Origin of the sequence: Paenibacillus filicis (genome assembly GCF_038070315.1) — a bacterium.
Lineage (GTDB): Bacteria > Bacillota > Bacilli > Paenibacillales > NBRC-103111 > Paenibacillus_G > Paenibacillus_G filicis.
The window spans coordinates 312,795-334,513 of sequence record NZ_JBBPCC010000002.1; the positions used below are offsets into that span (position 1 = coordinate 312,795).

Here is a 21,719-nt window from a genome sequence, read left to right on the forward strand (position 1 = left end):
AGAACTTTGTTCCCTAGAAACGGCCGGACTTGAAGATAGCATAGACCAGCCACAGCCCGAGTATTCCGGCGAGACCCAGCCCGAGCTCAATGACCGGAAACTTCCAAAGCATCGAATCCTGATGCCCCATAGACGAGCCTACGATCAGTCCGGCCATCATGATGCTAAGGGACAGCAGCACGATGCTGAATGACATTTTGTTGGTGATGCGGTCCATTTTATTCAGCACGTCCTTCAGCTCAGGCGTTGTGATTTCCACCCGCAGCTTCCCCTTCTGGACGAAGGTGCTTAGGCTCTTCAGGCTGAGCGGGACCTCTGTGACCAGATCCATGTAATCGGGGATGTCCTCCAGCCATTTTTTCGCCAATTTCCCCAGATCGAATTGCTCGCGGAACATCCGCTTGCCATAAGGCTCGGCCACATCAAACACGCTGAACTCCGGATCGAGCGCCGTGACGACGCCTTCCATCGTCAGCAGCGTCTTGCCGAGCAGAGTCATCTCCGCAGGGATGCGGACGCGGTGTCTGAAGGCCACGCCGAATAAGTCATTGACCGCCTCACCCATGCTGATCTGGCTGAAAGGAACCTTGTAGTACTTATCCCGCAGCAGGTCCACGTCCGCACGCAGCGCAGCGGCATCCACATCGTCCGGCACGATGCCCATCCTGGTGATCGCCCGTAGGATACCCTTGGTGCTCTGATTACGCAGTGCGATTACGAGGGAAGCAAAATGCTTTTTCATCTCCGGAGACAGCCTTCCAACCATCCCAAAATCGATCAGCCCCAGGCTGCCGTCCGGGAGAACCATCACATTGCCCGGGTGCGGATCTCCGTGAAATAAGCCCTCGACCAGAATCTGATGAAAGATGAGCGAGGCCAGCCGCCTGGCGATGATCTTGCGGTCATGTCCGTCCCGGTCGAGCTGCATATGCTCGGATAGCTTGATCCCCGTCATGAATTCCATCGTCAGCACTTTGCGCGTACAGTAGTCCCAGAACAGCCGGGGGACCCGGACGTGGCTCATCCGCTCGCTTTGCTGCGCGAATTTCTCTCCATTACGCGCTTCCGCCGCATAGTCCAGCTCGGCACGAAGCGACTTGGTCAGTTCCTCGACGACTTCGCGGAGCCTGTAGTTTCGGGCCCAGTCCAGCCGGTTCTCTGCAAGCCGGGACAACTCGGCAAGAATGTCCAGATCCGCTTCGATCACGGCGGCAATCTTCGGCCGCTGCACCTTCACAGCGACGACTGTTCCATCCGGGAGCCTAGCCCGGTGAACCTGGCCGATCGAAGCAGATGCCACCGGTACCGGATCGAACTCCCGGAACAGCTCACCGATGGTGTCCCCGAGCTCTTCTTCCACGATCCGGACCGATTCTTCATAGGAAAAAGGCGGCACATGGTCCTGAAGCTGCTCCAGCTCCGCAATCATCTCGGCCGGAAGCAGATCAGGGCGCGTGCTGGCGATTTGTCCAAGCTTGACGAACGTCGGACCCAGCTCTTCCAGAATCAGACGAACCCGCTCACCGACCGTTTTCTTATGAATATCGTCCCTCGACCCGCCACGGAAAAACGTAACAGTCTCCGAAAAGCCAAGCTCGTGAACGATGAAGCCGAAGCCATTGCGGACCAGCGCCGCGGCAATCGTCCGGTACCGCTGAAGATGACGTATTCTTCTCCTGACTATCATGATAGCATCCTCCCCGGCACCGGCTACGCGCTATTCGGCCTCCAGCCTGCCCTTGATCAGCCGCTCCAATTGATCCACTCGCTGCGTCAGTTGCTCCAATTCTGCTTTGGTCGCCCATTTCTTATCGCCGATTACCGCCTGGACGCGCTCGCTAACAGCAGATTCCATGCTCGCCCGTGCAGCCTCTCCCTTGCGGACGAGCTCCTCCACGAGCTCCGATGATTCACTCCGGCTGACCTCACCCTTCTTGACCAACTCCTCGACAGCCTTCTCGATCTGCTCCTTGCTCTCCACCGCCACACCGAGGCCCAGCGCTATGGCCCGATTCAGGAAGTCCCTCATCGTGTTCATCTCCTTCGGATTCTCATTACTTCCAGTGTCTTCCCTCATTTATATTACCACCCTGACCGATCCTGAATACCCGACGGAAAAAAAACCTCGACTTTGTTATAACTAATTTGTTAATAACATATTGATATTAAGAATAAATTGTGCTATCTTATTGATACTATCAATTTAACAATATGGAAGGTGGAGATCTACCATGTTCGGATTCCATTTCGTCAAATTTCAGCCGAGCGATTATGTCATGCAGGTCAAGAACGGCCGGATTGTCAAGGAAGGCGTCGGTCTCTCCTTTTATTACTATGCTCCCACCACTTCGGTGGTCGTCGTGCCGGTGTCATCCATAGATGTTCCGTTTATGTTCGAGGAAATGACGAATGACTTTCAAACCGTGACCGTGCAGGGTCAGGTTACCTACCGGATTGTCGATTATCACAAGACGACACAAATCTTGAACTATACCTATAACCTAAGGACAAACAGCTATCACTCGGACGATCCCGGCAAGCTCTCGCAGCGCGTCATTCACATCGTCAAGGTTCAGACCAAGAAGCCTCTGGAGAAGATGCCCTTGAAGGAAGCGGTCCAATCCAGCGAGCAGCTGGCCCAGCGGATTACCCGGGAGGTCGCTGAGCATCCGGAGCTGGAGAAGCTCGGAATCGAGCTGATGGGGCTGTCCATTCTGGCTATCCTGCCCAATAAGGAAACGATGAGAGCTCTGGAGGCGCAGGCACGCGAGGAAATTCTCCGTCAGGCAGATGACGCCCTGTATATCCGCCGCAATGCCTCCATTGACCAGGAGCGACGGGTCAAGGAAAACGAGCTGAACACCGAGCTCGCGGTAGAAGCCAAGAAAAAGCAGATCCGGGAAGCCCAACTGGAGGCTGAACGCGTGATGAAGCAGAAGAAAAACGAGATCGAAGCTGAGCAGCTGCGTTTCAATACAGAGCTGGAGGCGAAGAAGCGGGAATGGATCGGGCTGACGACCGCCAATAAGAAAGCCGAGGCGGATGCCAAGGCCTACGAGCTTGCCGCTGTGATGAAGTCGCTGGAGGGAATCGCCCCCTCGGTGCTCCAGACGATGGCGAATATGGATATGAAGCCGGATAAACTCATCGCCATCGCCTTCCAGGAGCTGGCCGGTAAAGCCGAGAAGATCGGACAGCTTACGATTACACCGGATCTGCTCCAAGGCTTGTTGACGGGTCCAGCTACCGGCGGGCCGGCTGCTAAAGGCGGAGGTGCGCGATGACGGAACGGATGACGGAGAATAAGATCGTACTGATCAAGCGCAAGACGCGGCTGGAGGAGCTCGTTGTCCGCTATAATACGGTTCAGCAGGCGCAATTCTACATCGAGCGGCTCGGAGCGGATTTCGAAGATTATCGGGAGGAGGATGCCCGCTATAGGCAGGCGGTTGCGGAAGCGGCAACCCAGTTGGAGACACTGGGCCGGCTTCAACTGCTGGACCGGGAGCAGGTGCCGAATTATTTGTTCGGTCCGTCCGATACCGTAGTCGTCCTCGGGCAGGACGGCCTTGTCGCCAACACGCTCAAGTATGTGACCGGACTGCCGCTCATCGGGGTCAATCCCGATCCGCAGCGCTGGGACGGCATCCTGCTTCCCTTCACGATCGGGGATTTGCGGCATATTGTGCCCGATGTCCTGCTCGGACGCCGTCCGCTCCGGGAAGTTACACTAGCCAAAGCTGAGCTAAACGACGGGCAGTGCCTGTATGGGGTCAATGATCTGTTCATCGGACGCAAAACTCATGTCTCTGCCCGCTACCAGCTCAGACTCGGCCAGCAGTCCGAGCAGCAGTCGTCGAGCGGTGTCATCGTGTCGACCGGCATGGGCTCTACCGGCTGGCTAAGCAGCGTCTGGGCCGGAGCCGCGGGCATCGTCAGCTCTGTCATGCAAGAGCCTCTGCCACATGCCGGCATCCGGGAACAGGCGCTGTCCTGGGATGCAGACCGGCTGTATTTCGCGGTCAGAGAGCCCTTTCCGAGCCGGAATACCTCCGCGGAGCTGGTATTCGGACAAATCGCAAGTGGCCAGCAGCTGCGGATTACCTCCCAGATGCCCGAGCATGGCGTCATCTTCAGCGACGGCATCGAGAGCGACTTTCTGGAATTCAACGCTGGCGTAGAGGCGGTTATCTCTGTTGCGGAGCAGAAAGGGCTGCTGGCCGTATAGCAGACGAGCTAGGCTTCTGCCGAACATCCTGGATGAACCCTATCCCTTCCCAAGGAGGAGCAGGTGACCAGAGGACATTTAGTCGGCAGCTCCACTCGTCTCCGTTGTCTTCAGGAAAAGCTCCCTGGCCGTTTGCACAAACAGCTTGACCGCAATTGACGACTCCTCCATAGAGGGGACGGCAAGATGAATCTCCCGGTACGGCTTCGGCTCCAGCATCCGGGGCCGAACGTTAGGCGGCAGCACGGACAACGAGACGGAGCTGCCGGATATGATGGCAAAGCCCAGCCCCTCCTGCACCATATTGAGTGCCGTACTTACGTTGTGGACCGCGTACTTGGTGTTGGGAAGTGCCCCTCTTCTCTGGAACTGCTCATAGATGGGGATTTCATAGCCTCCCTTACAAATAATAAGCGGGATTCCGCTCAAGTCTTCGATGCGTATGACCTCCCGGCTCTGGAGCGGATGATCATCCCTCAGATAGGCCACCATCTCTTCTCTCAGCATTGTCACCGTCTCGAACTCCTCCGTAGGAGGAATCAGCCAGCCCACATCTACGATTCTGGCTGCCAGCCACTCCCGGATCTCATCGATGGAACCCTCGAGCAGATCGAACTTCAGACGGGGATATTTCTCCCCGATCACCCGGAATATTTTCGGCAGAAAGTAGGCTGAGGCAGTGGGAAACGAGCCGATCCGGATCGTACCGACCTCAAACCCTTTTTCCGCAGCGGCCTCCTGCTCGACCTTCTCATAGCCCTGTAAAATATCACGAAAATGGACGAGCATTCGCTTGCCTAATTCGGTTAATAGAATACCCGTCCGGCGGTCGCGGATCAGCAAGGTAACATCCAGCTCATGCTCCAGCGAGGAGATGGCCCGGCTGACTGCCGGCTGGGTCATATTCAGCTCCAGCCCGGCTTTGGTAAAGCTTCCGGTCTCGGCAATCTTGACGAACAGCTTGAGTTGCAGGAATGTCATAACAGATCCGGTATGCCCCCTATGAGTAACATTCATTTCATTAATGGCCGTGGGTATTGTATCATGGGAATCATTCAGCAACAAGGAGTGATCTTATATGCCGTCTCTATCACGTAAGCAGACAGCCCTCTACCTCGCCTTCCTGGTCCTCGTCTGGGGGATCAATTGGCCGTTAACCAAGCAGGCGCTGCTTCACGCCCCACCTTTGCTTTTTGCGGGGCTGCGCACGTGCCTGGGTGGCTTGATCCTAATAATATTCGCCCTGCCTGGCTACAAGAAGCTTCGCCTCAGATCGACATGGCCGGTTTACCTGCTGTCGTCGCTTCTGAATATTATGCTCTACTACGGACTGCAGACAATCGGACTGAATTATATGCCGGCGGGTCTATTCTCCTCCATTGTATTCCTGCAACCGGTGCTGCTGGGTCTCTTTTCCTGGCTATGGCTGGGCGAGGCTATGTCCGGGCTCAAGCTGACCGGGCTGATCCTCGGATTCGTCGGGGTCGGCACCATCAGCATCGGCGGACTGGCGGGGCATATCTCCCTGACCGGTGTGCTGCTCGCTCTAGGCAGTGCGGTAAGCTGGGCGCTCGGCACCGTCTATATGAAGAAAACGTCAGACCAGGTGGATATCATTTGGGTCGTCGCCCTGCAGGTTATGATCGGCGGTATCGTCCTGCTTGGTACGGGCTCAGCGGTGGAGAGCTGGTCGGCTATCTCGTGGAACCTGTCATTTATCTTCAACTTATTGTTTATCTCTGTCTTTGTCATTGCCCTGGGCTGGCTGGCCTACTTCAAGCTGGTAGGCTCCGGGGAGGCGAGCAAGGTGGGAGCCTTTACGTTTCTTATCCCGCTCATCGCCATTACCTGCAGCGTACTTTTTCTCGGGGAGTCCGTGACTCTGAATCTGGTCGCCGGATTTGTACTCATCCTCCTGAGCATCGTGCTGGTGAACTTCAAGCGCAAGCCATCTTCGGCAGAGGCTCCTCTGTCTGCTGTCTCAAGACTTAGAAAAACCTAGCCTACCGCTAGGTTTTTCTCCTTTTACAGCCCTGAACGGGTTGTGGACTGACCCGCCAAATTCCTTCGCCCCATTCATTCCCAATATCCTGCGTCCCTTCCTGCTCACATCCGCTGTCATGCCCCCAAAGAAATCTATGGAGAGAAGGCATCTCGATAGAGCGCAGGTATAAACCCTTGCCGATTTGGCCGATCCTGATAAGGAAAAGGAGGTGAACTCTCATGGCAAAAGATGTACTCTGCGAAGTGAATTCCTGTAAATACTGGGCCGCGGAAAATAAATGCAGCGCGTCCTCCATCTATGTCGTCAGCCACCACAACGGCACCAACGCCCGCAATTCGGAAGAAACAGACTGCAAGACGTTTGAATCGCGCATCTAAGCATGGAAAAAGAGGCCATCACGGCCTCTTTTCTTGTGGGCATCTATCTGTAAATTACCGTCTTGCACCAATCCGGCTGCTAGCTGGTAAAACTATCTTAGATCATGCCAGAAGTTAACCGGCTCCATCTCCTTGTTCAGCGGAGCGAACCGATACCCTTCCTCACGGAGCGCCTCCAAAATACGGGGAAGCACCGCTACGGTGGAAGCCTCGTCATGGAACAGGACGACAGGCGTCACATGCTTGCTTTTCAAGTGGCGGATATCTGCCAGTACCCCTTCATACAGCTTATCAGGATCCTGCGTATACTTCCAATCGTTGGAATCCACATTCCAGTCCCATAGCCGGTAGCCTGCCCCGGCAGTCGCATCCCGGTAAGCCCCGGTAAAGAGCGGCTTGCTTCCATAAGGCGTGCGGATCAGACTGGTCTTCACCTCAGCCGCCTGGAGCAATCGTTTGTTAGCCTGATTCATCTCGTCCAGCGCCGATTGAGGAGATTTGTAGAACTTTTCATTGACATGTGTCATCCCATGCAAGCCGGGCTGATGCCCTTCCTTGACCATGCGTTTGACCGCATCCGGATAAGTGGATATATGATTGCCGAGCATAAAAAACGTCGCTTTCGCCCGGTAAGACTTCAGATGATCGAGCAGCTCCAGCGTGCTCTTGGAAGGACCGTCATCGAAGGTTAGATAGATCGGAGGCTTACGGGCCTCAAGCTCCTCCTCAATCGCCGCTTTCTGCTCCTCTTCGAACTGCTTGTCGCTTCGGGTCGCCTCGCTGTTTTTCAGCCGAAGCATCGGGATATCCGGTAAGCTCGTCACCTCATAGCCGAAATAACCGGCCAGATAGGAGACCGGCACCAGCAGCTTGCCTTCACGGACAAACTGCCACATCACGAAGGACTTCCCTTTGTCATTCACCGCCAAATTCTCGTGATAGCGCAGCACAAGCGTATGCCCGGCCTTGGACAGGCGGATCTCGGGCTCCTCCTCCACCAGTTCGACATGCATCGCCTCAGCCAGCACCCGAACCGGGGCAAAAGCTACCTCGTCATGCACCTCGGGAGTCACTCCCCCGAAATCCAGCCGCTCCTCATTCACGCCGATATACAAATCCGGCTGCAAGACTTGAGCCTGCACCGCCTTGGGCGCCGCAGGCCAGAGCAGAAACAAAATCAAAGCGTAAAACAGAATTCGACAGGAAGAATAGCGCATCAAGACACCTTTCCGATCTCTGGGTCATACGTGCAGCCTGAGATCCATGGGTATAGGATGCCGATAGTAATTCGAGGCACAGCGGTAAAAATCCTGCACACTACTCGATACGAAATTCGGCATACACCATTTTCCGGATCGGCGTACCGACTCCTTCAATCTTCTTACCCACACGGTAGCTGCCTGAAGCCAGCTCGCTGAACGTGATGCTTTGCTCCCATTGGCCCCCGGGAGACAGCACATAGCCAATGGACACGATAGCCTCCATCCTGCCCGTTCCCGTCTTGACCCAATTCTCGCCCTCCCGCGCTCGAACTCGTAATCCAGGCCTAGCGATAACGCCTACCATCGTCACAACTCAAGCTTTGCCGCCATCCAGCGCATGAACATCCACGCCTTCCAGCCAGTCACGGACCGGGGCGATGACTGCTTCGACCGTCCCCGGGGCAAATGGCGAACGTAGTCCCGCTACCTCGACGAGCTCGCTGAATGAGCGGCTGCCGCCTTCCCGGCATAGCCGGACGTAATCGGACCAGGCCTGCTCAGGGTCCGCCTGCGCGTGCGCCCAGAACTGCAGCGCGCAAATCTGCGCCAGCGTATAGTCGATATAATAGAACGGGGAGCGGAAAATATGCCGCTGCTGGAACCAGTAGCCGCCCCGGTTCAGCAGATCATTTTCCTCCAAAGCCAGGTCTGGCCGGTAGATGCGCTCGAGCTCGCGCCACTTGGCCTTGCGCTCGGCAGGCGTTGCCTCCGGATGCTCATAGACGAAATGCTGAAATTCATCCACAGCCGTCCCGTAAGGGATGAACAGGATAGCTGAGCTGAGATGCTCGTACTTGTACTTCTCCGTGTCCTCCTCGAAGAACAGCTCCATCCAGGGCCAGGCGAAAAACTCCATGCTCATCGAATGAATCTCGCAGGCCTCCAGCGTCGGATGCAAATATTCGGGCACCTCATGATGACGGCTCATGTATTTCTGAAAAGCATGACCCGCTTCATGCGTCAAAACATCGATATCCCCGCTCGTCCCGTTAAAGTTGGAAAAGATGAAGGGAACCTGCTCTGTCTTAATATAGGAGCAGTAACCGCCGACCGCTTTACCCGTCTTGCTGACCAGATCCATCAGTCCCCGGTCCGTCATCATCCGGAAAAATTCATCTGTTTCAGGCGAAAGCTCCGCGTACATTCGCCGTCCGTGCCCGATAATCCAATCCGCATCGCCCTTGGGCGTAGGATTGCCGGAGGGAAACCGGTAGCCGGCATCGTAGTAGGCCAGTCGATCCACCCCGAGCAGCTCCCGCTGCTGACGGCGGATACGCGATGCCAATGGCACCAGATGCGTGCGCACTTGTTCCCGAAATACCGCAACATCGGCTGCGGAATAATCCGACCGCTTCATCCGCGCATAGCCAAGCTCGACAAAGCTCGAATACCCCAGCTTGCGAGCGATGTTGGTCCGCACTTGAACCAATTGGTCGTAAAGCTGATCCAGCTCCTCCTCATGCTCCGCAAAGAAAGCATACACAGCATCCTGCGCCTGCTTGCGCGTCGCCCGGTCCTTGGAGAGTATGTACGGAGCGAGCTGTGACAGGTTCAGCTCCTGGCCGCCGAAGCGGATTACGGCCGAAGCCGTTAGCTTCGTGTAGTCGGAGGACAGCTTGTTCTCCAGACGCAGATCCTCGATGATGGCCGGGTTGAAGGTCTTCACCGTTAGCTCCGCGATGCGGAACAGCTGCGCGCCCCAGCGCTCCTCCAGCTCAGGACGGAATGGCGTCATGATCAGGGCTTCGTAATAGCGGGACACCAGTCCCTGATAGACAGGCGTGCTCCGGTCGAAAAATTCCTGCTCTGCTTTGTAAAAAGCATCTGCCGTGTTGATTGTATGCCGGATGCGGGCAATGGCCGCCATCGACTCGAAGGAGCTTCGCAGACGATTGATGTCCTCCAGAATAACGAGCTGAAGCTCCGCACTCCCCGCTTGTGAGAAGGCTGCTAGCAGCTCCTCCGCTTGTCTGGAGACCTGTTCCATATCCGGACGTTCGTAGGGAAAATCTTCAAATTTTAGATGCATGGCTTGCTGCCTCCTTGTTTTTAACCAATGGTTATAACTTAGCGGCAACCGGCTTTTCTTGTCAACGACAAAAACGCCCGGCGGCCAAATGCCGGACGTTCGTTAACTGGCAAGCTTATCCCATTCTGCGCCGGAGCAGCAGGTACAGGAAGTAAGGGGCGCCGATGCAGGAGATCATGATTCCGACGGGTACCTCGACGGGCGGCATCACGATTCTGCCCCCCATATCGGCTGCGGTCACCAGGACCGCTCCCAGCAGTGCCGACGATGGCAGCAGAAAGCGATGGTTCGGACCGACTAACAGTCTTGCCAGATGCGGGATGACCAGACCGACGAAGCCGATCCCGCCGGCCACGGCCACGACGCTCCCGGCCAAGCCTACGGATACTGCGAGCAAGAACAGCCGCGTGCGGTCGATACGCATGCCCAAACTGCGGATGCTGTCCTCATGGAGATGCAGCGTATTCAGATGCTTCCAGCTTAGCATCGCGAGGACTGCTCCCCCCGCCGTCCAGGGCCAGATGATCCCCGCATGCTCCCAGGACCGTGCATAGAGGCTGCCCTTGAGCCACACCAGCGCCTGAGCAGCCGAGGGCGCGTATTTGACAACAAGCAGGGCAACCAGCGCATGCAGACCACCGGAGATGGCAATACCCGTCAGGATGAGCCGCTGAGGCTTGACTCCCCGGCTGTACGCCAGGATATAGATGAGCAGACTCGTAGCGGCCGCCCCGGCGAAAGCAAACCAAGGCAGCCAGGCGGCCGAGTAGCCCGGAACAGCTAATATAAAAAGGACGGTCACCAGGCCTCCGCCGGCCGTAATGCCCATCAGATCGGGAGCAGCCAGCGGATTGCGCGTTACGCCTTGAAGAACCGTCCCCGCTAACGCCATATTGATCCCGACCAGGATGGCGATCACCAGGCGTGGGAGCCGGTAATCATAGACGACTCCATCGCGCAGCGCGATCTCCTCAAACATCTGGCTCAGCGGGGTTGGGACAGCGCCCAGACGCAAGCTGAGCGCCGAAGCAACCAGCAGCAGGACAACGCCAGCGGCCATCACTGCGATAAATCGCCGTTTTGTGCTTTGCACTCAGCTTCCCCCCAGTTTCCGTCGCATCAGGTATAAGAAAAACGGCGTTCCCAGCACGGCCGTCAGGATACCGACCGGCGTATCCGTCGGGTACAGCACCCACTGCCCTGCGATATCGGCAAGCAGCAGCAGATTCGCTCCCGCCAGCGCCGATACCGGCATCAGGATGCGGTAGTCGGTGCCTGTCCACAAGCGCATCATATGCGGGACGATCAGACCGACAAAGCCGATCGGACCAGCCAGAGCGACGGCTCCGCCGACCTGGATCATCACGAGCACGAAGGCTATGCGGCGGACACGGGACACCTGCTGCCCCAGTCCTTGGGCCGCCTCCTCACCTAAGGCAAGCACATTGAATGACTGGGCCAGCAGTAAACTGGCGAGTGCGGCAGGCACGATGCTGATCAGGCCTAGCTGCACGTCCGTCCAGTTCGTCCCGGACAGCTTACCGGCCATCCAGTACAAAATCTCCGACAGCTTCTCGTCGTGAAGGATAATCAGACCGGTCGTCAGCCCGCCCATAAACAGCGATACCGCCACGCCGGCCAGCAGGAGACGGACTGCCGTGTACCCTGCCATCTGCGACAGGGTATATACGATGCTGCCGCCGACCGCTGCTCCCAGGAACGCTGCGATCAGAATCTGGGCCGTCACTTCCTTCAGTCCGAATAGAGTCAGAGAAAGCACCACGAAGAATGAAGCGCCCTGATTGATCCCGACAATCTCAGGATCGGCCAACGGGTTTCGGGTGATGCCCTGTAACATGCAGCCCGCCAGTGATAGAGCTGCGCCGATCAAGAGAGCCAATACCACGCGCGGCATGCGGACGTACCACACCTTATAGACGAGCAGGTTCGTCGTATCCAGACTGAGCAGCTCCGGCAGCCGGCTCCAGCTCATATTCTTCACACCCGCGAGAAGTCCTACGGTTCCCAGTACGATCATCAGTCCTAAGAGCCCGATACATAAAAAAAGGGCAGACTGGGTCTGCCCCTGCCTGCCTGACAGCAGCCGATTCACCTCGATAACCTCCTCTTATTTGCTTCCGGTCATCATCTGTACGGCTTGGTCCAGGATCAGATCGGCAGCCAGCGGACCACGGCCCTTGGACCACAGATCGCGGCTCACCTCGAATGCCTTCTGTTCCTTCACCGACTTGAGATTTTTATAAAGGGGGTTATTCGCCCACTTCTTAGGTTCGCCGTAGAGGAATACGAAGTCGGGATTGTACTCGCCCAGCCGTTCCAGGCTAAGCTTGGCAATATCGGTTTTACTTTCGGCAGCCGAAAGATCCTTCTTGCCCTCATACAAATAGTTCGTACCCAGCTCCGTCAGCAAGGATCCGACAAAGGATGTCTTCAGCCACACCGTAGAGTCATCTTCAAATGCTCCAACAACCAGCACGCCAGGCTTACTTGTCAGCTTCTCCTTGCCCGCTTTCAGCTTACTGTCGATCGATTGCTTCACCTTGTCAGCCACTTCCTTCTTGCCCAGCACATCGGCGAGCTGGCTGAAGTTCCCGAGCACCGCCTGATAACTGCCGTCATCAAGAGCCACCGTCGGAGCGATCTCGGCAAGCTGTGCCTTGATCATCTCATGACGGTTGGGGCTCGCGATGATCAGATCCGGCTTCACGGACTTCAGAACCTCGAGATTCGGCTGCTTCGCTTGCCCGGCATTGGCTACGTTCTGCGGCTTGAATTTCTCCTTCAGATAATCCGGGAAGCCGGACTCTCCGATGCCAACCGATGCCACCGGAGCTACATCCAGGGCTGTCAGCATATCGATATATGAGAAATCAAGCGCTACGACTTTCTGGGGAACGGCTTTGAATTTCGTTTCGCCCCAAGCGTGCTTGATTGTTTTCTCAGCCGTTGCCGCAGCTATCTGGCCTGCTCCGGATGACGCATTCCCATTGCTTTTAGCCGGATCAGCTGCCGATGCACCCGGTTTAACCTCGCTTGGTTTAGCCGTACCGCAAGCTGACAATAGCACTGCACTGGCTACCAGCATCGTGATCCCCTGAATCATTGACTTTCTTTTCAAACTGGACACAACTTGTTTCCTCCCCTATTATGCTTTCCACAGGCTCCCATAACAGAAAATGAATATCATTCTCAACGAAGAGCTGTGACCCATCTGCCAATCCCAAGTATATAGAGGGGATTCTTATTATGCTATGCACATTTTTGTCCTATCTTTTGGACGATCTTGACTACCCGCTCCTGCCCGCCAGCAAGCTGACCGTCTGGTCGATGACCTGATCATGGCTCCAGGCTGAATAGTCAATCCATGGATACTTGTCGATTTCATGCCAGGTCCCGTTGCGTACGGCTGACAAGGCTTGCCACTGCGGACTGTGCAGCAGCTGGTGGAGCATCTTGCGATCCTCCTTGCGCGGGGAGGCCATCAGCAGGATATAGTCGGCCTCGTAGTCGGGCAACTGCTGCAGCGTCACCGTTTTTCTCCACTTCACCGCGCGTACCCGTTCGGGAGGAACGAGCTGCAAGTCCTGGTAGAGCACACTCCCGATATTGCGCTGCATCCCGTACACCCGCAGCTTGCCCCCGATGACCCGCAGCACGATAACCGTCCGATCCCCGATAGCTTCGCGCAGCTGCCGGCTGGCCAGCCTGGCTTTACGGTCATACTGCTGCAGCCAAGCTTCAGCCTCCCGCTTCCTCCCCACGAGCTCGGCGATCCGCTGAAGCCGCTCACGCCAGGGCATCTCCCAGTAAGGGATGATGACCATTGGGGCGATGTGACGCGACATCGGGGCATAGTCCTCCGCCCACTCTGGATCGCAGACGATGACCGAGGGCTTGAGCCGGATCAGATCGGCGATGCACGCCTCTTTCTCCGAGCGGATCACGATCGGCTTGCTCCGGTTCGCCCGGAACCCCGGTTCGCTCCCCTCCTCCGCATCAGTCAGCTTCACCGAAGCGTGAGGCGTAAGACCCAGGGCGAGTAAATCTCCGTTGAAGGTATAACGCATAATAGCCACATGAGAGCGGCCAAGCTTCACGAACTGAGCAGGGGAATAGCCGGTCTCCTTCTTGAACATCCTGCTGAAATAAGCCTCCTCACTGTACCCTACATGAAGAGCGATATCGCTAAAAGACTCGTTTCCCAGCAGCAGCAGCTCCTTGGCGCGGTTAATCCGTAGCCTGGTCATATACCCGGATGGGCTAATGCCCTTCAGTTTCTTGAACAGGCGTGAGTAGTAGCTCGGACTGAAGCCGGCCATACTCGCCAGCTCCTCCAGCGAGAAGCTCGAGCTGTAATGCTCGTGCAGATAATCCACTGTCCGTGCGACACCGGAATGCTGCTCATGGTCATCGTCCTCCAGCTCGGAGCCGATCAGATACAATAGCTCATGCAGCAGGCCCGTTTGCCTGTACTGAAGGCGGCTGCCTTGCAGCTCAAGTGCTGCCGTCTCGAGCTGCTGACAGAGCTGCAGCGCCTGCAGATGACGGCTCAGACAGACATCCCCCTCGATCGGAAACACCGCCCCCTCCTCCCGATAGACGGAGCTGTGTCCGGTTTTCTTCGTCAGGGATTGAAAGGAAAACTGGATCACATACATACTCAGCGCCTCATTCGGCTCCTTCCAGGCGCTCACCCGCTGCCCCCTGGTCCACAACAGGACGTGACCCGTTCCGACAGGAACCTCCCGATCATGAACCCGGAAGGTCCCCCGGCCTTGATAAATAAAAATCAGCGCGCACGTATCCGCTATCGTCTCAGGCCATGTCCAGCCTTCCTGACACCGGATAGTCTGCACGCCGGTTACGTATGCCTTCACATCATTCAAGCGGTCAAATATATCTCTCGATTCCTTCATTCTATCTTCAGCCTCCGTACGGTAAGTCTCGTTCCGTCAAGCCGCCACAGCCTCCAGGTGCTTGTCCAGCGTAACCAGATTATAGCTGACAGGTTATCCTTCTACTGCACTGTCACTTGTCCTCCGATGATAACGGTTATCAGTATGATCTCCTTATCATAAGGGAAGCCGACGAAAAAAAGAAGCCTTCTCCGTAAAGAAAGCCTTTAGGAAACAGACTTCTCCTTTGTCTGATCATCCTTTTCATCTGGATGTTTTTCTTACCGTACGCAGTCCTGCTGATCTGAGCCATGGACGCTTTTGCAACGGGACACGGACAGAGGACTTAGACTTTGCCCCACAGCCGCAGCCCCGCTGGCTCCGCCGACTTCTCGGGCTATGGCAACAACATCCGAATCCGCTTGCTTTACGATGCCTGCGCCTCCGCCTGGCCATAAAGCGCAAATTAATCTCGCCGCTTCCAGCCGTGTCAGCTCCAAGATGCAATGGAAATGCATGCCGCTTCAATACTTTCTTCACCTGAGCCGGTGTAAGCGACGGATTCTTCTCAAGCAGCACTGCAGCCGCGCCCGCGACCAGCGGCGTCGACATGCTCGTTCCCGACAAGGTAAAATACCCTCGGCCAACGCGAAGCTGCGGATAGCCCGTATCCAGCAGAGACCCCGGCGCGCGCAGCGAAACAACGCCCTCTCCCGGGGCTGCCAGATCCGGCTTCCTTCCCCCGCCCGGAACAGGTCCCCTACTGGAATACCAGGTAATGACATCGTCGGACTGGGTTACGGTTCGCCGGTCATCGACTGCGCCCACTGTCAGAGCCGACGGACTGTTGCCTGGCGACTCCACGGAGCCCTTGCGCGGACCGCTGTTGCCGGCAGCCACCACCACGACCAGACCCGCTCGTACGGCCTTCTCCAGACTTTGACAGAGCGGGTCCTTCCGACAGGGAGCGACCACCGGTCCGCCCAGAGAAAGTGACAGAATCCGAAGACCCAAACGCTTCCGGTTGGCTATGCACCATTCGATTCCCTTAATAATCGTAGAGTCTCTTCCGTTGCCCGCTTGATTCAATACCTTGACGGCTACAACTCCGGCCTCCGGGGCGGGCCCGCTGTACTTTCCTTTGCTTAATATCCCATTTCCCGCTGCATCTCCCGCCACATGCGTCCCGTGTCCGTTGTCATCATAGGGATGTTTGCGGCCGTTGATAAGATCCTTAAAGGCTACGATACGGTTGCGGGGCGAAGTCAGATCGGGATGCCGGTATACTCCTGTATCCAGAAAGGCAATATTGACCCCTTTGCCCGTCAATCCTAGCTTCTTACGCACCTTCACGGCCCCGATCGCCGGAGTTGCTATATGGAGAGTCGTTCGTTTCATCCTGTCAGGATAAACGCTGCTGACTCCCTTCCATTCGCTAATCCGGTTCAAGCAGCGGCTTGACACGCGCGCAGCCATCCCGTTAATCACCCGCAGATGCCGGTGGACCGTTAGCGTATGCGGGAACACATGCTTCCGTAGGGCGTGAAGATCAGCAGGCTTTATCCTCCGCTTAAACTGGACGATAATCGGAATCAGCCTTCTTCCCTTAAGGAGCGGGGGCCTGCGAAGCCGTCCGCTTGGTGAAGGAGTCCTGCTCCCCGTCTTGTGATGAATACCGGCCGGTCTGTTCATCTGTGAAATGCTCACCTCTTTCGAGAGCATTATATGCACCGCCGATGAAATGATGAGTTGCCCTCTCTCCAACTCTAACAGGATACTTGCCCCTCACAAAGAAGCTCTCCCCGTCATCTCATCTCAGGTGACGGGAGAGCCACTTTTTTCAGCGTTCGCTTCCTAGCATTCATGATCGTTCCTTCTCGCCATGCCGTTTAAGGCTTGCCTTGGCCTTCGATGCCTTTTCCCGAAGGGGCAAGAGTTCCGTCAAAGGTATAGAGCACTTGCTCGTTAAGCCGCTCTCCGCGCAGATGCTTCTGCACGAGCTGCTTGCCGAGCTCCGGCGTCATCTCCCGGTACCAGATCCCCTCCGGGTAAGCGATGACGACACAAGCATCCGTGCATCTGCCGTTGCAGCGCGTGCGTGTCGTATGTATCCGGCGGTCTGCGCCGAGGCGGGTTATTTCTTCCCTGATCGCGACCGTGACCTCTTCGGCCTGTCGCTTCGTGCAGCTGCCGCCATTGCAAATCAGCAGATGGCAGTGGGTATCTTGCAAATTCCAGGTTGTCATAGAATTGGATGAGTCCCTTCTTATTTTCTCACGCAGGGCAGCTCAAAGAACGAAAAAGCGACTGACCCGGGCTTTCACCAGGCGCAGCCGCTCCATCCTCTGTTGTCGCTTGATCTGCTTACAATCTTTTTTGGATCGCTTCAACCTCGGCTGGGGTAAAGCCCGTTGCTTCGGCAATGGTGGCGATGTCCAATCCTTTTTTCAGGAGATTTAGAGCGATCTCCTCCTTGGCGTGCTGCTGGCCCTTCAGAATTCCTTGCTCTATGCCTCGCTCAATCCCTCGCTCTATGCCTTGCTCAATTCCCTTCTGCATGGCCTTGAACTCAAAACCCTCAAATGCTTTCTCGAATTTGGATATCATCGCCCGAACCTCCCCCGGCTGCTCATATTGATCGATAATGTCACTCACTCTTTTTCGGCTTGCTTCCGACAAGCCCTGATGCGTAACAAGTTTAATCCAGGCCTGAAAGACAGGAAATAAATCAGCATGCATCTGCTCGAGTACATTCGTCAATTGCTCCATCTGTTCCATGAAGGCATAGATATCCGGCTTGCGCTCCAGCAAAAAAATCGCTCCGATGAAATTGGACAGCTTCAGCAACTGATCTTCGTTATAATTGTGGATATCAATCAAAATATACCGAAAATCCAACAGTTCGTCTCCAAACCACTCCTGACCGTCCAATGTCTCTCGAAAACTGCGGCATGCCGTCCAAGCTGAATCTCCATTGTACATCACCATTGGAACGATGGACGGCAGCCTAAAATCTTTGCGGGCCGCCTCCCGTCTATCCGTATTTTTGAGGAAATCACGCCATATCTCCATCATATATTGCAGAAGCCGGTAAGGCATCTGGAAGTCCACCTTGGATTGCATCTCCAGCAATACGTAGAAGATGACCTTGCTGTCCTGTAGCTGCAACTGATACACAAGATCAGCTTCTTTTTCACGAAAGTCCTGCAAAATATAAGACTTATCCATTTTGGTCAGATGCTTCTCGTCAACTTGTGTGACCCATCCCTGATCCACAAAGCTTTGGATCAACTCCACAAACACTCGTTTACTCGACAATAATAGTTTGAAGGCCTTATCATGCTTATGATGGATGCTATCCGGTTGTTCTTGAGTCACATCTTCCACATCATCACTCCAAAATAAACAGAACTTTCTTCTCCATTATACGCGATGGCTGACCAAAATGAAACAGATGTTCTGCTTATAGCTCGAGCCTCAACCGATCATCAAAATCTCACGCAGCTCCTGCTCCGTCAGTGAAGACAAGGCTTCCTGGCCCGGCTGGATCACCTCGTCGATCAGATGCTTCTTGCGCTGCTGAAGCTCGTACATCTTATCCTCAACCGTCCCCTGTGTCACCAGACGGATCACCTGCACCACATTTTTCTGCCCCATCCGGTGTGCACGGTCGGCGGCCTGCTGCTCCACGGCGGGGTTCCACCACAAATCATACAGGATGACCGTATCCGCTCCGGGTAAATTCAGCCCTGTGCCTCCCGCCTTCAGCGAGATCAGGAACAGATCACGCTCTCCTCCATTGAATCTGTTGCATAGCTCGACACGCTCCGCCGCCGGCGTGGATCCATCCAGGTAAAAAAACGTCATCCCCCGATAGCCCAGCTCTCTGCGAATCAACCCCAGCATCTCCGTGAATTGCGAGAAAATAAGCGGCCGTTTGCCGGCACTGCGGCATTCCTCCAGGATCTCCAGCAGCTGCTCGAACTTAGCCGAGCTTCCCTCGTATCCCTCGACGAACAAGGCAGGATGGCAGCAGATCTGGCGCAGCCGGGTAAGACCGGCCAATATGCGGATTCTGTTTTTCTGGAAGCCGTCATCGCTCAGATGCTTCAACGCCTCTTTCTGCAGCTTGGCCAGATAGGCCGTGTACAGCTTCTTCTGCTCTGTCAGCAGCTCGGTGGCCTGCACCGATTCGATCTTCTCCGGCAGCTCCTTCAGCACGTCCGTCTTCAGACGGCGCAGCAGGAACGGACGGATACGTCTGGCGACCGTATCGCGTGGCAGCTCGCTGAACTCTTGCTTGCTTGGGAATAATGCAGGGAATACCGCACTGAAGATCGACCACAACTCCTCCAGTCCATTCTCAATCGGAGTTCCGGTGAGCGCAAACCGATAGCCCGCCTGAATCGCCTTGACAGCGTGAGCCGTTTGAGTAGCATGATTTTTGAATGCCTGGGCTTCGTCCAAAATCAAGGTATGGAACGTCTGCTTGGCATACAGCTTCATGTCTTGACGCAGGAGGGGATAAGAAGTGATCAACACATCGACCTGTGCCGCCTGATTCCAGGCTGTACTCCGCTCCTCCGGATACCCATCGGCAATGACAACCCGCAGCTCCGGAGCAAATTTCTTCAGCTCGCTCTGCCAGTTATAGAGAAGTGATGCCGGGGATACGATGACCGCAGGAATACCCTGAGACCTTATCTCCGGGAGCATAGAGACAAGAAATGCTATGCTCTGCAATGTTTTCCCAAGTCCCATATCATCGGCCAAAATGCCGCCGAACCTGTAACGAGCCAGCGTCCTCATCCATTGATAGCCATAGGCCTGGTAATCGCGAAGGACGCCCTTCAAGCTGTCCGGTACGGGGAAATCCAAGTGGTCGGGGTTCTGCATATGCTCCAGCAGCAGCCGGAACGACTTGCCCAGGGTAACTGTATGTCCCTGCTCTCTGGAATCCGATAATAGGAGGCCACGGACCACCGGAAGGCGTATCAGATGCCCTGATATATCCCCTTTTCTTACGCCGGCCGCATTCATGAAGCGGATGATTTCCTGAAATTCAGCCGTTTCCAGCGGCAGCAGAGAGCCACTCGGCAGCTTATAATATTTGCGCTTGTCCTCAAGTGACAGCAGCAGCTCCCGAATTTCCGATTCGGGGATTCCTTCCATCTCAAACTTGCATTCCAGCCAGTCTGTCCGTTCGTCGACATCTACCCTGATCCCTGGAGGCACCGGGGGAGCCAGGACTCTGACCTTCACAGCCGAGGTCGCATACACCTCAAGCAGTTTCTCTAGCTGCGGCAGAATATGAACCAAAAACTCATACTCCGCTTCTTCGTCATTCAGGATATATCCGCTCTCCGTCTGGGAGAAAGCAGCCAGCTCCATCAGCTCCAAAATCCGGTGCTCCTGCTCGCCGTCCCGCATCAGAATACGGTCAGCGCCGCGCTGTCCGCCTTCCCCGCCCAGCGGATTGATGACGATATCCCCGTACTGGAACTCCAAGCCTGCCAGCAGCCTATCCTTGACCCGGTCCAGATAAAGCCTGGCCTTCAAAGCCACTTGCAGCACGCGGTCGGAGATGGCTTTCGCAATGCGAACGCTCCCGATCTTCATCAAGCCGGGTACGACCTGGTCCATGAAGGACTCCATCTGCGCTGCAGGAATCGGAACCATTCCCCCGCTCGAGGCGGTCAGGGCCGATTTGAGCTCAGTCAGCCTGCGGCATGCCTCTTCAGGCAGGCTCAGCAGCTTGCCCTTGGCCCAAACCACTGCATAGGCTTCCATCGGGATCACGGCGTCCAACCCTTGAACTGTTAGCTGGTAGCCTCCGGGCAGCACGCTCCGCTCATCCTCAGCGAATTCAAATACCAGCGGTACCGGCTCAGTGGACACCTCCAGCTCACATGCGGCATTTCCCGGCTGCTCCAGCCTAACCTTAGGAGCCTTTAATAACAGATTAAGCAGAGAGCTCCAGGAGGCCGGGGGGATCAGCAGCAGCTTTTCTCCGCTCCTGCCTGTATCCAAGGACGGGTAGCGGCTCAAGGTCTCCCGGTACAGCTGCTCATTGCGCAAAATCTGAATCAGCTGCTGGATGACCCCATCGTCCTCCCCTCGAAAGCTATGCAGACGGGGATCATATGTGAAATGCTTGGACACTGCATAAGCCTCCAGGCGGCTGATCTTCTCCAGCAGCTCTCTCAGCTTCGGGACGGTGTACAGCCGTGCCGGCCCCAGCTTCAGTTCCAGGCCGATCATGTGCTTGCCTTTGCCGTAAGGAAATGGACGTAGCGTAAACTGGACATCCAGCACCGTTCGCGTGTCACGCAGCACCCCGGAGCCGCTCCTTCTCACCGGTTTCCCGGCAAATACCCCTAGCACGGCTTGGGCCAGCTGAGGGTCTGCGACAGGTCTGCCCAGACCCGGCGAAGCAAAGCCCCGTCCGGAACGCTGCCGGGAGCTATCTCCCCCCTCCTCCTCCAGATGCAGGCTGGAAGCGAATGAACGGTCTTGAACGGGCGGTAGTCCCTCGTTCTCCAGATGCTGGAGCTGCAGCAGCACCGCGGCTACATGCATGCAGTAGTTGTCATCTTCATGGAATGCAGGACACGAGCAGCCCGCATCCACGTCTCCGTTCGGGCCGATGGCAACAGACACGTGAAAGCTGTCTTTTCCACGTACGACAGCTTCATAGACCGACTCCTCCGATTCGCGATCTCTGAGCGTCACCCGCCCTTCCTGAACATAGACAGCTCCACGCTGAAAGGCAATCGGACCACACAGCAGCTTGATGATTCTTTCAGTCAACTGAAAACTCATAGATCGGACACTTCCTTACTTCCCCGATAAAATGAAAAAATCTTGCCTGCAGTCGCATGGAGGCGAAGCCGCAGGCAAGA

General features: G+C 55.9%; 18 protein-coding genes. 4 read left to right on the forward strand and 14 right to left on the reverse strand.

All coding sequences use genetic code 11. From position 1 onward, the window contains the following. Nucleotides 1-13 precede the first annotated feature (13 nt). Nucleotides 14-1,687, reverse strand: a complete 1,674-nt coding sequence (locus WMW72_RS05155; protein ID WP_341414351.1) for an ABC1 kinase family protein — start codon at nt 1,685-1,687, stop codon at nt 14-16. Between the two features lie 30 nt (nt 1,688-1,717). After that, a complete protein-coding gene (locus tag WMW72_RS05160; protein WP_341414352.1) occupies nt 1,718-2,077 on the reverse strand; it encodes a phasin family protein in 360 nt (119 codons plus the stop codon). A 154-nt stretch (nt 2,078-2,231) separates the two neighbouring features. Between WMW72_RS05160 and WMW72_RS05165 the strand changes: the two genes are divergently transcribed. After that, nucleotides 2,232-3,284: an SPFH domain-containing protein gene (locus tag WMW72_RS05165; protein WP_341414353.1), complete on the forward strand. Its 1,053-nt coding sequence runs from the start codon at nt 2,232-2,234 to the stop codon at nt 3,282-3,284. Then, on the forward strand, nt 3,281-4,228 hold the full coding sequence (locus WMW72_RS05170) for a diacylglycerol kinase catalytic domain-containing protein (RefSeq protein WP_341414354.1): 948 nt from the start codon (nt 3,281-3,283) through the stop codon (nt 4,226-4,228). Before WMW72_RS05165 ends, WMW72_RS05170 begins: the two co-directional genes overlap by 4 nt. A 78-nt stretch (nt 4,229-4,306) precedes the next feature. Here the strand turns inward: WMW72_RS05170 and WMW72_RS05175 are convergent, their stop codons facing one another. Beyond that, nucleotides 4,307-5,209, reverse strand: coding sequence for a LysR family transcriptional regulator (locus WMW72_RS05175; protein WP_341414355.1), 903 nt, complete (start codon nt 5,207-5,209; stop codon nt 4,307-4,309). 97 nt (nt 5,210-5,306) lie between these two features. On the opposite strand from WMW72_RS05175, the gene WMW72_RS05180 reads away from it, so the two are divergent. Both WMW72_RS05180 and WMW72_RS05185 read left to right on the forward strand, forming a co-directional pair. Beyond that, a complete protein-coding gene (locus WMW72_RS05180; protein ID WP_341414356.1) occupies nt 5,307-6,230 on the forward strand; it encodes a DMT family transporter in 924 nt (307 codons plus the stop codon). Between the two features lie 221 nt (nt 6,231-6,451). Continuing rightward, entirely contained in the window at nt 6,452-6,610 is a 159-nt protein-coding gene (locus WMW72_RS05185; protein WP_341414357.1) for a DUF1540 domain-containing protein, read from the forward strand. A 92-nt stretch (nt 6,611-6,702) separates the two neighbouring features. Here the strand turns inward: WMW72_RS05185 and WMW72_RS05190 are convergent, their stop codons facing one another. The 11 genes from WMW72_RS05190 to WMW72_RS05240 form a co-directional block, all read right to left on the reverse strand. Further along, nucleotides 6,703-7,827, reverse strand: coding sequence for a polysaccharide deacetylase family protein (locus tag WMW72_RS05190; protein WP_341414358.1), 1,125 nt, complete (start codon nt 7,825-7,827; stop codon nt 6,703-6,705). Nucleotides 7,828-7,927: 100 nt separating this feature from the next. Next, complete coding sequence (locus WMW72_RS05195; RefSeq protein WP_341414584.1) at nt 7,928-8,176, reverse strand: immunoglobulin-like domain-containing protein; 249 nt, start codon at nt 8,174-8,176, stop codon at nt 7,928-7,930. A gap of 9 nt (nt 8,177-8,185) precedes the next feature. After that, nucleotides 8,186-9,901 (reverse strand): M3 family oligoendopeptidase, encoded by a 1,716-nt coding sequence (locus WMW72_RS05200; protein WP_341414359.1) that lies wholly within the window; start codon nt 9,899-9,901, stop codon nt 8,186-8,188. A 115-nt stretch (nt 9,902-10,016) separates the two neighbouring features. Beyond that, nucleotides 10,017-10,994 (reverse strand): FecCD family ABC transporter permease, encoded by a 978-nt coding sequence (locus tag WMW72_RS05205; RefSeq protein ID WP_341414360.1) that lies wholly within the window; start codon nt 10,992-10,994, stop codon nt 10,017-10,019. Then, the gene (locus WMW72_RS05210; RefSeq protein WP_341414361.1) at nt 10,995-12,014 is read right to left on the reverse strand and encodes a FecCD family ABC transporter permease; all 1,020 of its coding nucleotides are present in this window, start codon (nt 12,012-12,014) and stop codon (nt 10,995-10,997) included. Between the two features lie 15 nt (nt 12,015-12,029). Continuing rightward, entirely contained in the window at nt 12,030-13,049 is a 1,020-nt protein-coding gene (locus WMW72_RS05215) for an ABC transporter substrate-binding protein (RefSeq protein ID WP_341414362.1), read from the reverse strand. A gap of 160 nt (nt 13,050-13,209) precedes the next feature. Next, nucleotides 13,210-14,838, reverse strand: a complete 1,629-nt coding sequence (locus WMW72_RS05220) for an AraC family transcriptional regulator (RefSeq protein ID WP_341414363.1) — start codon at nt 14,836-14,838, stop codon at nt 13,210-13,212. A gap of 243 nt (nt 14,839-15,081) precedes the next feature. Continuing rightward, complete coding sequence (locus WMW72_RS05225) at nt 15,082-16,509, reverse strand: S8 family peptidase (RefSeq protein ID WP_341414364.1); 1,428 nt, start codon at nt 16,507-16,509, stop codon at nt 15,082-15,084. Nucleotides 16,510-16,706: 197 nt separating this feature from the next. After that, nucleotides 16,707-17,063, reverse strand: coding sequence for a (2Fe-2S) ferredoxin domain-containing protein (locus WMW72_RS05230; RefSeq protein WP_341414365.1), 357 nt, complete (start codon nt 17,061-17,063; stop codon nt 16,707-16,709). A gap of 118 nt (nt 17,064-17,181) precedes the next feature. Beyond that, nucleotides 17,182-18,195 (reverse strand): Rpn family recombination-promoting nuclease/putative transposase, encoded by a 1,014-nt coding sequence (locus tag WMW72_RS05235; RefSeq protein WP_341414366.1) that lies wholly within the window; start codon nt 18,193-18,195, stop codon nt 17,182-17,184. Between the two features lie 99 nt (nt 18,196-18,294). Next, on the reverse strand, nt 18,295-21,639 hold the full coding sequence (locus tag WMW72_RS05240) for a DEAD/DEAH box helicase (RefSeq protein ID WP_341414367.1): 3,345 nt from the start codon (nt 21,637-21,639) through the stop codon (nt 18,295-18,297). Nucleotides 21,640-21,719: the final 80 nt, after the last annotated feature.